13 protein-coding genes are annotated in these 15643 nt (G+C 61.9%); 5 read left to right on the plus strand and 8 right to left on the minus strand.

Going from position 1 to position 15643, the window contains the following annotated elements; genetic code table 11:
- Positions 1-15 precede the first annotated feature (15 nt).
- The gene (locus AB7951_RS16460; protein ID WP_120291020.1) at positions 16-1971 is read right to left on the minus strand and encodes an ABCB family ABC transporter ATP-binding protein/permease; all 1956 of its coding nucleotides are present in this window, start codon (positions 1969-1971) and stop codon (positions 16-18) included.
- Positions 1972-2180: 209 nt separating this feature from the next.
- Here AB7951_RS16460 and AB7951_RS16465 point away from each other — a divergent pair, with 209 nt between their 5' ends.
- Positions 2181-2786: a TIGR00730 family Rossman fold protein gene (locus tag AB7951_RS16465; protein WP_089267321.1), complete on the plus strand. Its 606-nt coding sequence runs from the start codon at positions 2181-2183 to the stop codon at positions 2784-2786.
- 6 nt (positions 2787-2792) lie between these two features.
- On the opposite strand, the gene AB7951_RS16470 is transcribed toward AB7951_RS16465, so the two are convergent.
- From AB7951_RS16470 to cysS, 3 genes are all read right to left on the minus strand, one after another.
- Positions 2793-3185: a VOC family protein gene (locus AB7951_RS16470; protein ID WP_120291018.1), complete on the minus strand. Its 393-nt coding sequence runs from the start codon at positions 3183-3185 to the stop codon at positions 2793-2795.
- A gap of 31 nt (positions 3186-3216) precedes the next feature.
- Positions 3217-3711, minus strand: a complete 495-nt coding sequence (locus tag AB7951_RS16475) for a GNAT family N-acetyltransferase (protein ID WP_093758913.1) — start codon at positions 3709-3711, stop codon at positions 3217-3219.
- Positions 3712-3826: 115 nt separating this feature from the next.
- Positions 3827-5221 (minus strand): cysteine--tRNA ligase, encoded by a 1395-nt coding sequence (gene cysS / locus AB7951_RS16480; protein ID WP_120291016.1) that lies wholly within the window; start codon positions 5219-5221, stop codon positions 3827-3829.
- Between the two features lie 302 nt (positions 5222-5523).
- On the opposite strand from cysS, the gene AB7951_RS16485 reads away from it, so the two are divergent.
- The 3 genes from AB7951_RS16485 to AB7951_RS16495 all read left to right on the plus strand — a co-directional run bounded on the left by AB7951_RS16485 (position 5524) and on the right by AB7951_RS16495 (position 9371).
- The gene (locus tag AB7951_RS16485; RefSeq protein WP_089267154.1) at positions 5524-5829 is read left to right on the plus strand and encodes a hypothetical protein; all 306 of its coding nucleotides are present in this window, start codon (positions 5524-5526) and stop codon (positions 5827-5829) included.
- 230 nt (positions 5830-6059) lie between these two features.
- Positions 6060-7247: a DUF2865 domain-containing protein gene (locus tag AB7951_RS16490; protein WP_120291012.1), complete on the plus strand. Its 1188-nt coding sequence runs from the start codon at positions 6060-6062 to the stop codon at positions 7245-7247.
- Between the two features lie 108 nt (positions 7248-7355).
- Positions 7356-9371, plus strand: a complete 2016-nt coding sequence (locus AB7951_RS16495) for a DUF1217 domain-containing protein (protein ID WP_120291010.1) — start codon at positions 7356-7358, stop codon at positions 9369-9371.
- Between the two features lie 97 nt (positions 9372-9468).
- Here AB7951_RS16495 and AB7951_RS16500 read toward each other — a convergent pair whose 3' ends face one another.
- Genes AB7951_RS16500 through AB7951_RS16510 form a run of 3 tightly spaced genes read right to left on the minus strand, consistent with a single transcriptional unit; the run spans position 9469 to position 13008 of the window.
- Positions 9469-11220, minus strand: coding sequence for an NAD+ synthase (locus AB7951_RS16500; RefSeq protein WP_441255920.1), 1752 nt, complete (start codon positions 11218-11220; stop codon positions 9469-9471).
- A gap of 43 nt (positions 11221-11263) precedes the next feature.
- Positions 11264-11617, minus strand: coding sequence for a diacylglycerol kinase (locus AB7951_RS16505; RefSeq protein ID WP_120291006.1), 354 nt, complete (start codon positions 11615-11617; stop codon positions 11264-11266).
- A gap of 2 nt (positions 11618-11619) precedes the next feature.
- Positions 11620-13008 carry a class II 3-deoxy-7-phosphoheptulonate synthase gene (locus tag AB7951_RS16510; protein ID WP_120291004.1) on the minus strand — a complete coding sequence of 463 codons (1389 nt, stop codon included), beginning with the start codon at positions 13006-13008 and terminating at the stop codon, positions 11620-11622.
- Between the two features lie 159 nt (positions 13009-13167).
- On the opposite strand from AB7951_RS16510, the gene AB7951_RS16515 reads away from it, so the two are divergent.
- Complete coding sequence (locus AB7951_RS16515) at positions 13168-14088, plus strand: alpha/beta fold hydrolase (protein ID WP_120291002.1); 921 nt, start codon at positions 13168-13170, stop codon at positions 14086-14088.
- Positions 14089-14244: 156 nt separating this feature from the next.
- Here the strand turns inward: AB7951_RS16515 and gor are convergent, their stop codons facing one another.
- Complete coding sequence (gene gor / locus AB7951_RS16520; protein WP_120291000.1) at positions 14245-15630, minus strand: glutathione-disulfide reductase; 1386 nt, start codon at positions 15628-15630, stop codon at positions 14245-14247.
- Between the last annotated feature and the right edge of the window lie 13 nt (positions 15631-15643).

Below are 15643 nucleotides of genomic sequence, written 5' to 3' on the forward strand. Positions count from 1 at the left end.
CTGCTTTAGCAGAGATTATTCCGCTGCGTCAGGCGTCATCAGCCGGTCGTCATCGACCGGCGGCGGGGTGCGATTGGGGGCGATGGCATCGTCGCCGATCTGGGCGAGCCGCTCACGGGCCTCCTGGGCCTCGCGCTGCCGGTTCCACATGCTGGCATAGAGACCGCCGGCGGCCAGCAACTGGCCATGGGTGCCGCGCTCGGCGATCCGGCCCTGGTCGAGCACGATGATCTCGTCGGCGCCGACAATGGTGGACAGCCGATGCGCAATCACCAGCGAGGTGCGGCCCTGCGAGACCTTCTCCAGCGCGTCCTGGATTTCCTGCTCGGTATGGCTATCGAGCGCCGACGTCGCTTCGTCGAGCAACAGGATCGGCGGCGCCTTCAGTACGGTCCGTGCAATGGCCACGCGCTGTTTCTCGCCGCCGGAGAGTTTCAGGCCGCGCTCGCCCACTTCGGTCTCATAGCCCTTCGGCGACATCCGGATGAACGGGTCGATCTGCGCCATCCTGGCGGCCTCCTCGACCTCTTCGTCCGTCGCGTCCCAGCGGCCATAGCGAATGTTGTAGCGGATGGTGTCGTTGAACAGCACGGTGTCCTGAGGGACCATGCCGATCGACTGGCGCAGCGAGGCCTGCGTGACATTGCGAATGTTCTGGCCGTCGATGGAGATCGTGCCACCGGACACGTCATACAGCCGGAACAGCAGCCGCGAGATCGTCGACTTGCCGGCGCCCGATGGGCCGACGATGGCGACGGTCTTGCCGGCCGGCACCTCGAAGGAGAGCCCCTTCAGGATCGGCCGCTCAGGGTCATAGGCGAAACGTACATCGTCGAAGCGCACGGCACCTGACGTCACCAGCAGCGGCTTTGCTCCTGGAATATCCTTCACTTCCGGATTGCGGTTCAGGACACCGAACATCTTCTCGATGTCGATGATCGCCTGCTTGATCTCGCGATACACCATGCCCATGAAATTCAGCGGCTGGTAGAGCTGGATCATCATGGCGTTGATCATGACGAAATCGCCCACCGTGTGGGTGCCGTTGCGCACGCCGACCGCACACATCAACATCGTCGATGTCAGACCGAGCGTGAAAATGATCGCCTGCCCGGTATTGAGCACCGCCAGCGACGTATAGGTCTTGACACTGGCGCGCTCGAAACGCTCGACGGTCTTGTCATAGCGTTCGGCCTCGCGCGTTTCGGCGCTGAAATATTTGACCGTCTCATAGTTGAGCAGCGAGTCGATCGCCTTGGTATTCGCCTCGGTATCGGACTCGTTCATGTTGCGGCGGATGGCGATGCGCCACTCGGTCGCCAGATACGTATAGTACATGTAGACGACCACGGTGATCGCCACGACCAGCACATAGCGCCAGTCGAACTGCCACAGCAGCACCCCCATCACCAGCAACAGCTCGACGATGGTCGGCACCAGTTGCAGGATCACCATGCGCACGATGACTTCGATGCCTGCGCGGCCGCGTTCGAGCACACGCGTCAGGCCACCGGTCTTGCGCTCCAGATGAAAGCGCAGCGACAGTTCGTGCATATGGACGAAAGTGAGATAGGCCAGCTTGCGCACCGCATGCATCGCCACCTTGGCAAAGATGCCGTCGCGCCATTGCGTGAAGATCGCCATCAGCACGCGGATCGCGCCGTAGCTGACGGTCATGGCGACCGGCGATGCGATCAGCCACAGGGTCCAGTTCGAGGACTGGACCGGAGCCGTATCGGCACCGGTCAGCGCATCGATCGCCCATTTGAAGGTGAACGGCACTGTCAGGGTGGCCGCCTTGGCGACCAGTAGCAGCAGCATCGACCAGACGACGCGCATCTTCAGGTCGTCGCGGTCGCCCGGCCAGATATAGGGCCACAAATGGGCGAGCGTTCCGAACAGCGTGCCGCGTTCGATATGGGCCGGGTTAGGAACTGTCTCGTCGTTCAGCGCGTGATCGGAATCAGACATGCACGGCGCCTGGAACGAACGGAGCTGCGGCCCGGGGCCGGCTCAAAATGGAGGTCGATTTCATTAGAATGCATATAGGCGCTTTGCCGGAACGTCGCACCCTCGCGGAGCATTCTTTTCCCTGCGGAGAGGTGTCCCGGGCAGGAATTTCCCGTATCGCGTTCATTCCGTGTCTTGACGCTGTTATCCCGCAGTGCCACATGGAATCTATGAGCACAATTAAAACGATCTGCGTCTATTGCGGCTCCGGCCCCGGTACCAATCCCAGTTTCGTCGAATCAGCGGTCGCGCTCGGCAAGATCATGGCCGAGCAAGGCATTGGCCTGGTCTATGGCGGCGGCTCCATCGGCCTGATGGGCGCGGTAGCCAAGTCCGTGCTGGACAATGGCGGACGGGTCACCGGCATCATCCCGGAATTCCTGACCAAGCGCGAAAACGCGCTGACTGCCGCCCAGGAACTGATCGTCACCCACGACATGCATGAGCGCAAACGGCTGATGTTCGAGCGGTCGGACGCCTTCGTCGCCCTGCCCGGCGGAATCGGCACGTTGGAAGAGCTGGTCGAACAACTCACCTGGCAGCAGCTCGGCCGCCACAGCAAGCCGATCCTGATGGCCAATATCGATAACTTCTGGGAGCCGCTGCTCGAGCTGCTCAAACACATGCGCTCGACCGCCTTCATCCGGCCGACACTGCCGCTGGACGTGCTGACGGCCGACCGTGCCGAAGACATCCTGCCTCGGCTCCGCACCGCTGCGGCGCTGGCTTCCGACGAAGCCAAGAAGCTGGCTCCGGACGTCGCGACGCGGCTCTGAGACCTGCTACGACGTGGTGGCGTCGTCCTTCGGGAACGTCACCACCTCGATGCGATTACCATCGGCATCGGCGATGAAAGTCGCATAGTAGCGCACGCGATCATGCGGCCGCAGCGAGGGCACGCTTTCCGAGACGCCGCCAGCGGCCATGGCTGCCGCATAAAACGCATCAACCTCATCCATCGTCCTCGCACGCAGACAAAGATGCACACCGCTATCAAGCGGTAGCGGCGCCATGCCTGCACGCAGATTGAGCCAGACTTCCGGATAGGTCTTGCCGAACCCGACCATTGCCGGACGTGTCACCAGTCGGGTCATGCCAAGCGGCGCGAAGCTGCGCTCGTAGAATGCTACGGCCCGTTCGAGATTGCTGACCGCGATGGAGATGTGATCGATCATCGGTCTTCCTCCCCCGCCTTCGTCATTCGATTTACGACGCCCCGGATTCACCCAGCGTCTTCTGCATCGTGGTGTTGGCAAGCCACTCGTCATTCAGCGGCACGCTGTTGCGCTGTGTCGGGATATATCCGCGTTTCTTGAAGAAGGGCTCGGCGGTGTCGCTGGCATCGACGGTCAGCAGCTTGGCGCCGCGTGCACCTGCCAGCTTCTCGATCGCATCGATCAGCAGCGATGCCACACCCTGGAGGGCCGCATTCGGATGCACGTAAAGCAGATCGATGTGATTGGCGCCTTTCAGCGATGCAAAGCCGACCGGAACGCCGTCCAGCGTCGCAATCAGTGTGAGTTGCGACGCCAGCCGCTTGCCGAAGGCCACTTCGTCATCGACCGTAGCGGCCCAGGCTTCCTGCTGCGCTTCGCTGTAGTCGTCGCCCGTCAATTCCTCGATGCTGGCCACGAAGATCGCAGCCGCAATTGCGGTGTCATCCGGCAGGAACGGTCGCAATGCCGGTTTCGCCTCGCCCATCGCGCTCACCAGAAATCCACCAGCTTCAGCGCCAGCGCGATGGCGCCGATGATCAATGCCCACTTGAGGGCGATGTAATATTTCCAGTGCTTTGGAAACGGTGTGTCGGGTCGGCTCATCGCGCGATCTCCCAGGTGGTGCCTTCCTTCGAGTCCTTGATGACGACGCCCATGGCGGCAAGTTCGTCGCGAATACGATCCGACTCCTTGAAGTCCTTGCGGGCCCGCGCGGCTGTGCGATCCGCAATCAAACCATCGACCTTTGCTGCATCGATCCCGCTGGCCTGTTGTTTGCGTCCATTCCATGCAGCAGCCGTTTCCGACAGGAAACCGAGCGCACGCAACGACGCTGCAAACTGGCTGCGATCGCCGTCATTGCCTGCGGCCGCACTGTTGCGAAGACCGTGCAGCGCTGCAACAGCCAGCGACGTGTTCAGATCGTCGAACATCGGCTCCATCACCTTGTCGGAGACGTCGCCACCTGTTGCATCCGCCGCGACCCAATACCAGTCATCGAGCGTCTTGGCGCTCTCTTCCAAACCCTTCACGGTCCAGTCGATCGGCGAGCGATAATGAGTCTTCAGCATGTTCAGGCGCAACACTTCGCCTGGCCAGTCATTCAGCAATTCCCGGATAGTGAAGAAATTGCCGAGGCTCTTCGACATCTTCTCGCCTTCAACCTGCAGGAAGCCGTTATGCATCCAGTAATTCGCCATCGCATGCGTACCGTGCGCGCAGCGCGACTGGGCGATTTCGTTTTCATGATGCGGGAAGATCAGGTCGAGGCCGCCGCCATGAATGTCGAAGATCGTGCCGAGATAGGCCTCCGCCATCGCCGAGCACTCGATGTGCCAGCCCGGACGGCCCCTGCCCCACGGGCTATCCCAGCCGGGCTCTTCCGCGGATGACTGCTTCCACAGCACGAAGTCGGTCGGATGCTTCTTGTGCGCATCGACGGCGACGCGCGCGCCGGCCTGCTGGTCTTCCAGTTTGCGGCCGGAGAGTGCGCCATAGTCGGCCATCGACTGGGTGTCGAACAGCACTTCGCCCGCAGCCTCATAGGCGTGGCCGCGCGCGATCAATTCCTTGATCAGCGTAACCATATCGGTCTTGCCGTCGGGCCGCGGTAGCACAAAGTCCGTCGCCCGCGGCTGCACCGTCGGCGACAAGCATCCCAGCGCCACGACATCGGCCTGAAACTGGTTGGCAGTGGTCTCGGTGACCCGGCGGATCGCCTCGTTCAAGGGCAGCCCGGGGAAATCGCGCAACGCGCGATCGTTGATCTTGTCGTCGACGTCGGTGATGTTGCGGACATAGGTGACTTTGTCGACTCCGTAGACGTGTCGCAGCAGCCGGTACAGCACGTCGAACACGATGACCGGGCGCGCATTGCCGATATGGGCGAAGTCGTAGACCGTCGGCCCGCAGACATACATCCGGACATTGTCGGCATCGATCGGCGTGAAGACGCGCTTCTCGCGGGTCAGAGTGTCGTAAAGGCGCAGTTCCATGGATGTCCGTCCCTAGCGGCCGGGCGTCCTCTCATCCCTCTTGAGATTGATCTCGTGTGAGAAAAGACGGCCTCAGCCAGCGAATCGCTAGCTCTTAATCTCGCGGCAAATGCCACAAATGGCGAGAGAACCGTTCATCGGGGCACCATGGGGCAACCCCAGGTGGCCCGTCAAGGGTGTGGAACTATGCCGCAAAGGGCTGATTTCGGCCTCAATCCATCGCTACCCCGCCCATGGTTAATGATTGTTAATCTTTGGGGCGTATCGAATGAGGGCGAATTTCCTCATTCATTCGGTGAGTTATGAAATCCATTTCAGTCGTTCTGACGGCGGCATTTGTTCTGGCCGCTTCCTCGGCCTTTGCCGATTCCCGCGTCTTCATCATCGCCAACCAGTCTGACGGTTACGGTATCGACCAGTGCCTCGCCCGCGGCGAGAAGTGCGGCGCGCATGCCGCCCTGTCCTATTGCAAATCACGCGCCTTCGACCAGGCGGTGGCCTATCGCCGCGTCGATCCCGATGAAGTGACCGGCTCGGTCCCGACGTCAGGCAGCGCCTGCCATCACGGCAAATGCGACGAATTCGTTGCGATTACCTGCCAGCGCTGACATCCCGCGGCCTGCGACTTTCTCGCGTCGCGCTTGCGGCCACAGTGAGGCCCCGGAAACGACGTGACCCTGCCGCGAGAAGCAGCTATGGAAAGCCGCGTTCGCCGCCGCATTTTCATCGCGCGCGTCTGGCAACGTCGGCGAGAGGTTGGCGGCGGTATCGACGCGCGATGCCGCACCACTCCGCTTGTTTCTGTCTCGCTCGCTTCTGACTCGCGCATTGGCCGGATATGTCTGACACTGTGACTGCTTCCCTTTCTCGCTGGGTTTTTGTTGGTGCCGCACTGGTTGGTGCGCTGTCGCTGGGCACTCCTGCATCGGCGCAGAACGGACCGCCACCGGCCTATCCTGCGCAGCAGGTCTATCCGCCAAGCCAGGCGCAGCAGCAGGGTTCTGCCAATCCGATGTGCGGGCGCCTCGAGGCGCAGCTTGCGACCATCGATCGCGGCAACGGCCTCGATCCCGCGCGCGCCGAACAACTTCGCCGCTATGAGGACGCCGCGGCCAAACAGCAAAGCGAGCTCGACCGCGTCTCGGCGCAGGCCAAGCGGATGGGCTGCGACAGTTCCGGCTTCTTCTCGCTGTTCAATGGCCAGTCGCAGCAGTGCGGCCCGGTCAATAACCAGATCCAGCAGATGCGCGGCAATCTGGATCAGATCACCAGCAATCTCGAACGTCTGCGCGTCGGCACGCCTGGCAGCTCGGACCGTGATACCCAGCGCCGCTCGGTGCTGCTGGCCCTCGCGCAGAACAATTGCGGCCCGCAATACGCCGCCGCTGCACAGCGCGCGGCGCCGCAGAACTCAGGCCCCGGCGGTTTCCTGAGCAACCTGTTCGGCAACAACGAGCCAAGCCCCGGCGCGCCGCCGCTGGATGGCAATATGTCGCCCGTTCCGTCCGGCACCTATCGCACCGTCTGCGTGCGCACCTGCGATGGCTTCTATTTCCCGATCTCGTTCGCGACGATCCCGGCGCGTTTCGGCGATGACGAGCGAACCTGCAAGAATCTCTGCCCGGCCTCCGACGCCAACCTGTTCACCTATCGTAACCCCGGCGAGGACATGAACTCAGCCGTCTCGGTGTCGGGTCAGCCCTATTCGTCGTCGCCGAACGCTTTCAAGTATCGCACCGAGTTCAATCCGTCGTGCTCCTGCAAGGCGCAGGGCCAGACCTGGTCCGAGGCGTTGAAGAATGTCGACGACAAATCGGCAGCGGAGAACGGCGACATCATCGTCACCGAGGAGCGTGCCAAGCGGATGTCACAGCCGCAGGCCAAGGGCACACCCGCCGCATTGAAGAAGGGCGCGGCGACCGATGCGCCGGCAGCGGCAGCTCCTGCGCAACCGGCGGCGCCGTCCACACCGGGCCAGATCCGGACCGTCGGCCCGCAATTCCTGCCGAACAACGCGCCGCGTTAAGCCTCGTCTCCTCGCCCGGCCAGGCAGAGCGACGACGGCCCAGCCCTAGCATCCAGCTTCGGACAACCTCCGAACGGTAGGCTCACGCCAAACCGCGAGGGTGTTCGGATGGTCTCGACTTATCTCAACTATAATATCGTCTCCCGTAATCTCACCCAATCGCTGACGCGGGTCTCGCAACAGGCCACCGTCTCGCGGGATACGGCCTATTACAAGGAGAACATCGGCAAGGTGAAAACCGTCGATGATCTCCTGAATGACTATCGGCTCTATACCTATGCAACGACGGCCTATGGTCTGGAGGACATGGCCTATGCCAAGGCCTTCCTGCGCAAGGTGCTGGAAAGCGATCTCTCCGACGCCAACAGTTTTGCCAACAAGCTGAGCGACAAACGCTACCGGGATTTCGCCGCGGCCTTCCCCTTCGGGACCACCAGCAGCGGCACCAACGCTGCCCAGTCCGAGAACCAGACCGACGACATGATCGGTCTGTACACGGCCGTAGCGAAGCGCGGGGTCGATGCTATCGACGCGAACAAGAACTACTACAATCTCGCGATCGGAAAAATCACCAACGTCAATGACCTGCTCGCCGACGACAAGCTGCGCGATTATGTTTTCTCGGCCTTCGGCATCGACAAGAATCGCTGGTCCCACGACACGATCAGCAAGGTGCTGAGCAGCGACCCGTCCGATCCGAACAGCTATGTCAATTCCGTTTGGGTGTCGCAGAAGGACGACATCAATGCGAATATCACCAAGGCCCAGGCAGCGATGCTCGATGCCGCCGGCAAGATCGACACATACATGGCGGCATTGAAACAGCCGGGCGCCGATATGGCCGATCTGCGCCGGAAGATCGATCTGGAGCGCACGCGCGGATCGATGAATGAGGTCAGTATCCTCAGCTATAAGGATGCACTCAAGACGATCGACAGCTATGTGGCGCTTGCCGGCGCTTTCGAGTTCTCGCCCGACGGCACATTGCCCACCGGAACGTCTGCCCAGACAGCCGCGCAGCTGAGCGACACCCATACCAAATATGTCAACAGCCAGGGCGCGGCCTATCTCGCAGCGGATGAAAATTACGCGGCATCGCTGATCAAGCAGTATCGCGCGGGCATCGCCAATGTGACTACGGTCGATGCCTTTCTCAAGACGCCAAACGTCTATAATTTTGCTCTGAAAGCATTTGGCCTTGATCCCGAAGAGGTGTCGCCGACAATCATCAAAAACGTGCTCAAAAGCGATCCGGACGATCCGAAGAGCTACGTGAACAAGCTGCACGACGAGCGATACGTTCAGCTCGCTCGGGCATTCAATTTCGACAGCAGCGGAAATATCACGACGCCTGTGGTGGCGCAGGACGCGGCGGAAGTCACCCTGGTGATGAAGGACTACATCATCGCCAAGACCCGTTTCACGAGCGACAAGGAACAGACCGAGCTGCGCAAGGCGGCCGACAAGGACGCGGTCTATTATCAGAACAACATCGCCAATATCGAGAGCATCAAGGACCTGCTTGCCGACCGCAAGCTGATCGATATCGTGCTCGTCGCGAAGGGTCTCGAGCCCGACAAGGTGAGCACCGCCGACCTGCGCCAGATGTTCGACTCTGACCTCGATAACCCCAAGAGCTTCGTCAACACGCAAACCGATCCGCGCTTTGCCGAGATCGTGGCGTCGTTCAATTTCGACGACGACGGGGCGATTGCGCGGCTACCGAAATTCGGGCCGCAGACCCGTGACCAGTTCATGGAAACCCAACGCAAATATCTGCAGCAGACGCTGGAGACGCAGCAGGGCGAAAGCAATCCCGGCGTGCGGCTCGCGCTCTACTTCGAGCGCAAGGCGCCGAGCATCACGTCGGCCTACGACCTGCTTGCAGACAAGGCGCTGGCGGAGGTATTCCGCACCATCTTCAGCCTGCCGGACGAGGTCGGCGCCATGGATATCGATCAGCAGGCCAAGGTGGTGGAGAAACACCTCGATCTGAAGGACCTCGCCGATCCCGCCAAGCTGGCCAAACTGCTGAACCGTTTCTCGGCGCTGTATGACATCAAGAACGACACCAGCACCGCATCCTCATCCGTCGTTACCCTGTTTCAGCGCGGTGGCCTTTGAGCCAATCGACCTTTTGCGGCGGTGGCCAAAACGGCGCGGTGACATGATCACGCGCTGATACGCGACGAGTTTGTAAGGCGTCATTCGCCCTACAGTTTCACTCAAACGCTTCGCTAGTACCCTTGCCGGGCCGAGTCACCAAGTCCTCATCGGGCTTCGGCAACGGATTGGCCAAATCGCGAAACTTGTTGGTGATCGGATAGCGGCGATCCCTGCCAAAGTTCTTCCGCGTCACTTTCACGCCCGGTGCCGCCTGCCGGCGCTTGTATTCGGCGATATTGAGCAGCCGATCGATGCGCGTCACAACGTCTTTCTCGTAACCGGCCGCGACAATCTCCGACAGCGGCTCTTCGCGTTCGACGAGGCGTTCGAGAATACCATCGAGAATATCGTAGGGGGGTAGCGAGTCTTGGTCGGTCTGGTTTTCGCGCAATTCGGCCGTGGGCGGACGGATAATGATGTTGTTGGGGATCACTTCGCCATCGGGACCGAGCGCGCCTTCGGGCTTCCATGAATTGCGCAAGGTCGAGATACGGAACACCTGGGTCTTGTAGAGATCCTTGATCGGATTGAATCCGCCATTCATGTCGCCATAGAGCGTGGCATAGCCGACCGACATTTCCGACTTGTTACCTGTCGTGACGACCATCGCGCCGGTCTTGTTGGAGACGGCCATCAACAGCGTACCACGGGTGCGCGCCTGCAGGTTCTCTTCGGTGATGTCGCGCGCGAGACCCTTGAAGGTATCGGCAAGGATCTTCTCGAAGCCGTTGACCGCATCGGCGATGGGCAGGATCTCGTAACGGAAAGCCAGCGCCTTCGCGAGCTTGTCGGCATCGTCGAGCGACACCTGCGCGGTGTAGCGGAATGGCAGCATGATGCCGCGCACGCGGTCGGCGCCGAGCGCATCCACGGCGATCGCGGCGCAAAGCGCAGAGTCGATACCGCCGGAGATGCCCATCAGCACGCCGGGGAAGCCGTTCTTGTTGACGTAATCGCGCAAGCCAAGCACACAGGCGGCGTAGTCGCCCTCGTCGCCTTCCGGTACCGGTGCGATTGGTCCGTCGCAGCGCCAGTGGCCGTCGATCTTCTCGAATGTCAGCGTTGTGATGCTCTCGGTGAAGGACGGCAAGTGTGCCCCCAGCGAGCGGTCGGCATTGAGCACAAAGCTCGCGCCGTCGAACACCAGTTCGTCCTGACCGCCGACCTGATTAAGGTAGATCATCGGCAGATGGCTCTCGGTAACGCGGGCGACCTGCACCGACAAGCGCAGATCCGTCTTGCCGCGGGCATATGGCGAACCGTTCGGCACGATCAGGATTTCGGCGCCGGTCTCGGTCAGCGTCTCGACCACGTCTTCGTAGTCGGCGGACTCTTCCATCCAGGTGTCTTCGCAGATCGGCACGCCGACGCGCAGGCCGCGGATGGTGACGGGTCCCGAGACCGAGCCGCGCGCGAAGACGCGCTTCTCGTCGAACACGCCGTAATTCGGCAGATTGACCTTGAAACGGATCGCGCTGATGCGGCCGTCGTCGAGCAGCGCGCAGGCATTGTAGAGCTTGCCGCCATCGACCCAGGGCGAGCCGATCAACACAGCCGGACCCCCGTCCGCGGTCTCGCGCGCCAGCTCCTCGATGGCCGCACGGCAGGCCGCCTGAAATGCCGGTTTCAGCACCAGATCCTCCGGTGGGTAGCCGGCGATGAACAATTCAGGAAACACGATCAGCGTCGCGCCGTCGGCTTTGGCCTGCGCCCGCGCAGCGCGCGCCTTGGCGGCATTGCCGGTGATGTCACCGACGATGGGATTGAGCTGGGCGAGTGTGACGGTGAAGCGCGTCAATTCTGTCATGGAAACATCCAAGCCTACCGGCTCACCCTTCGCAACTGCAGGATTAGAAGATGCCTATGCGCTCACCGAGCGCATACAGCCAGGTCATGCCGGCGATCACAAGTGCAACGCCGACGGCCGCCGATCCCATGTCCTTCACACGCCCGATCTGCGGATCGTGTTCGGTGGTGAGCCGGTCGGCCAGTTTCTCGATGGCAGTGTTGAGCAGTTCGACGGTGAGCAGCAGCAAAACCACCGCCACCAACTCGAGCCGACGCGCTGCGGTGGTGCCGATGAGAAACGACAAAGGCACCGCGAGGAGCAGTGCAAACAGCTCCTCGCGAATGGCCTGCTCCGATCGCGTCGCGAAGGTCAGGCCATTCCAGGTGTTGATGCAGGCCCGCCAGAGGCGCGACAAGTTTAGAGACCCGATGCCACCGGCAGCGGCTCCGCCCTGTCGACGCGGGACGTCTTCAGCAGTTCGGCGATCAGGAACGCCATGTCGATGGACTGCTCGGCATTCAGACGGGGATCGCAGACCGTGTGGTAGCGGTCGTTGAGGTCCTCATCCGAAATGGCGCGCGCGCCACCGGTGCATTCCGTCACGTTCTGGCCGGTCATCTCCAGATGCACGCCGCCCGGATGAGTGCCTTCGGCGGCATGGATCTGGAAGAACGACTTCACCTCGGACAGGATGCGATCGAATGGACGGGTCTTGTAACCCGAGTTCGACGTGATGGTGTTGCCGTGCATCGGATCGCACGACCATACCACCGAGCGCCCTTCCTTCTGCACCGCGCGGATGAAGCCCGGCAGATGCTCCCCAACCTTCTCGTGGCCGAAGCGGTTGATCAGCGTCAAACGGCCGGGCTCATTGTCCGGATTGAGGACGTCGATCAGCTTCAGCAGTTCATCCGGCTTCAGCGACGGGCCGCACTTCAGGCCGATCGGATTCTTGATGCCACGGAAGTATTCGACATGGGCATGATCGAGCTGACGAGTGCGGTCGCCGATCCAGATCATGTGGCCGGAGGTCGCGTACCAGTCGCCCGTCGTGGAATCGACGCGCGTGAAGGCCTGCTCATAGCCGAGCAACAGTGCTTCGTGGCTGGTGTAGAAATCCGTCGACCGCAGTTCCGGGTGGCTTTCCAGATTGAGGCCGCAGGCGCGCATGAAGTTCAGCGCGTCCGAGATGCGGTCAGCCAGTTCCTTGTAACGGCGCGACTGCTGCGAATCCTTCAGGAAGCCGAGCATCCACTGGTGCACGCTGCCGAGGTTGGCGAAGCCGCCGGTCGCGAAAGCGCGCAGCAGATTCAGCGTCGCCGCCGACTGGCGATAGGCCATCAGCTGGCGCTGCGGATCGGGCACGCGGGATTCTGGCGTGAAGGCGATGTCATTGATGATATCACCGCGATAGCTCGGCAGTTCGACGCCGTTGAGCTTCTCCATCGGCGAGGACCGCGGCTTGGCGAACTGGCCGGCGATACGGCCGATCTTCACCACGGGCAGCGCGCCGGCATAGGTCAGCACCACCGACATCTGCAGGAAGGCGCGGAAGAAATCGCGGATATTGTTGGCGCCGTGCTCGGCAAAGCTCTCGGCGCAATCGCCGCCCTGCAGCAGGAAGGCCTCGCCGGCAGCCACGCGGGCGAGCGACTTCTTCAGATTGCGGGCTTCGCCTGCAAAAACCAGCGGCGGAAACGTGGCAAGCTGCGCCTCGACATCGCCAAGGGCCTTGAGATCCGGGTATTCCGGCATTTGCAGCACGGGCTTGCCGCGCCAGCTATCGGGCGTCCACCGCTCGGACATCACTTCTCTCCTGAAAACCGCGCTTTATGGCTGCGGAGGCCGCGTTATACACAGCGTAGATGGGGATCGCCAGTTCGAAATCCACATTGCGCCCCAAGCCCTTGCAGCCAAAGCCGAATTCGCATTTGCTAGGCCCGGGTAAGGAACATATGGGACACCATGGGAGAAACTGCGGTGTCGGAGGCTGCACTGGACGACGCTTTTGCCGATGACATCACCTTCCAGGCGACCGACGGCTATTCGTTGGGCGCGACGCTGTACCTGCCCCGCGGTGCCCGCACCCACGCGGTTCTGATCAATTCCGCAACCGCCGTTCCCCGCAAGATCTACAGAGGCTTCGCCAGCTACCTCGCGAGCCGCGGCTGCGCCGTGCTGACCTATGACTACCGCGGCACCGGGGATTCGCGGCCCAAGGCCGATCCCCTGTCCGGCCGGTCGAACGCGCTGGTGGGCTTCAAGGCGTCCATGACCGACTGGGCTGCGCTCGATGTTACCGCCGCGGTGACCTGGATGCGCGAGCGCTACAAGGCAATGCCACTTGCCTTTGTCGGGCATTCCTTCGGCGGTCAGGCGCTCGGCCTGATCCCCAACAATTCCGAGGTGTCGCGCGCCCTGCTCGTCGCGGCACAGGCCGGCACCTGGCGACTGATGACGCCGCCTGAGGGCTACCGCATCTATGCGCTGATGAAATTCGTCGGCGCGCCGCTGGCGCGCATCATCGGCTATGCGCCCGGCAGGATAGGCCTCGGCTACGATCTGCCACGCGACGTGTTTCTGGAATGGGCGGGCTGGGTCACCAGCGATCGCTACTTCTTCGACGACAGCAAGCTCAGGGCGCTAGTGAACTTTCCGCGCTACCGCGGCGAGATGCGGGCCCTGAGCTTCTCGGACGATCCGTGGGCGACACGCGCCGCCGTCGAAATGCTCTGTGCCGGCTTCACGTCGATCAAGCCGGAAATCGACAGTATCCGCCCCATCGAGGCCGGCTCGAAAAAGGTCGGCCATTTCGGCTTCTTCCGGCCGGAGCACCGTGACACGCTGTGGCGCGGCGCCGCCGAATGGATCCAGATGGAAGATTAGGGGCACATCATTGAAGCCGCAGATCATCGATCCGCCCTCATCCTGAGGAGCGGTCGTCTTCGACCGCGTCTCGAAGGATGGCCACAAACACCGATACGTTGCATCTCATGGTTCGAGACGCGCGCAAGGGCGCGCTCCTCGCCATGAGGGCTGGTGTTACTCCGCGGCTTCGCGCACGTAGCGTGCGGTGGGCGTGCGCATCGTCACCAGCTCCTCGGCCGCACTCGGATGCACGGCCACGGTGGCGTCGAAATCGGCCTTGGTCACCTTCAGCTTCACGCAGATGCCCAGCACCTGGATGAGTTCGGCCGCCTCCGGTCCGACGATATGGGCGCCGACCACAATATCCGTCGCGCCGTCGACCACCAGCTTCATCAGCACGCGGCTTTCGCTGCCCGAAATCGTCGATTTGATCGACCGGAAATTGGTCTTGTAGATATCGACGTGGCTGAAGGTGGCGCGCGCCTCTTCTTCGCTCATGCCGACGGTGCCGACCTCCGGCTGGGTGAACACGGCGGTCGGGATATTGCTGTGATCGACCTTCACGGTCTTCTTGCCGAACACCGTATCGGCAAAGGCGTGGCCTTCGCGAATCGCCACCGGCGTCAGGTTGATGCGGTTGGTGACGTCACCGATCGCGTAGATATGCGGCACATTGGTCTGCGAGAACTCGTTGACGATGATGCCGCCATGGGCGGGCTTGAGTGCAACGCCAGCCTTCTCGAGACCGAGATTGGCGGTGTTCGGATTGCGCCCGATCGCGAACAACACCTGATCGGATGCGATGCTTGCGCCACTGGACAGATGCGTCGTGAATTCGTGCCGGTGTTTCTCGACCTTGGTCACCGTGCAGCCGGTCAGGATGGTGATGCCATCCTTTTCCATCTCGCTGCGGACATGGGCGCGCACGTCTTCATCGAAGCCGCGCAGGATGTTGTCGCCGCGATAGATCACCGTCACGTCGGAGCCCAATCCTGCAAAGATGCAGGCAAATTCCAGCGCGATATAGCCGCCGCCCTGGATCACGATGCGCCTCGGCAGTTCGGGCAGATGAAACACCTCGTTGGAGGAGATCACATGCTCGATGCCGGGAATCGCCGGCCCATGATTGGGCGCGCCGCCGGTCGCAATCAAGATATGCTTGGCGTTCACCGTCTCGCCGGTGCCGAGGCGCAGCGTGTGCGGATCCTCGAACACTGCGCGGGTCTTGACGGTCGTCGCGCCGGTCTTCTCCACATTGGACTGATAGATGCCCTCGAGCCGGGCGATCTCCTTGTCCTTGTTGGCGATGAAGGTCGACCAGTCGAACGTCGCCGTCGGGATGGTCCAACCGAAACCGGCGGCATCGTCGATCTCGCGCTGGACATGCGAGGCATAGACCATCAGCTTCTTCGGCACGCAGCCGCGGATCACGCAGGTGCCGCCGAAGCGATATTCCTCGGCCACCATGACCTTCGCGCCGTAGCCGGCCGCGATACGGGCGGCGCGCACGCCGCCAGAACCACCACCAATGACAAACAGATCGACGTCGACGTCAGCCATGATCGCTCCGAAC

The sequence above is a fragment of the Tardiphaga sp. 285_C5_N1_2 genome, from assembly GCF_052076065.1.
In the GTDB taxonomy this organism is placed as follows: Bacteria; Pseudomonadota; Alphaproteobacteria; order Rhizobiales; family Xanthobacteraceae; genus Tardiphaga; species Tardiphaga robiniae.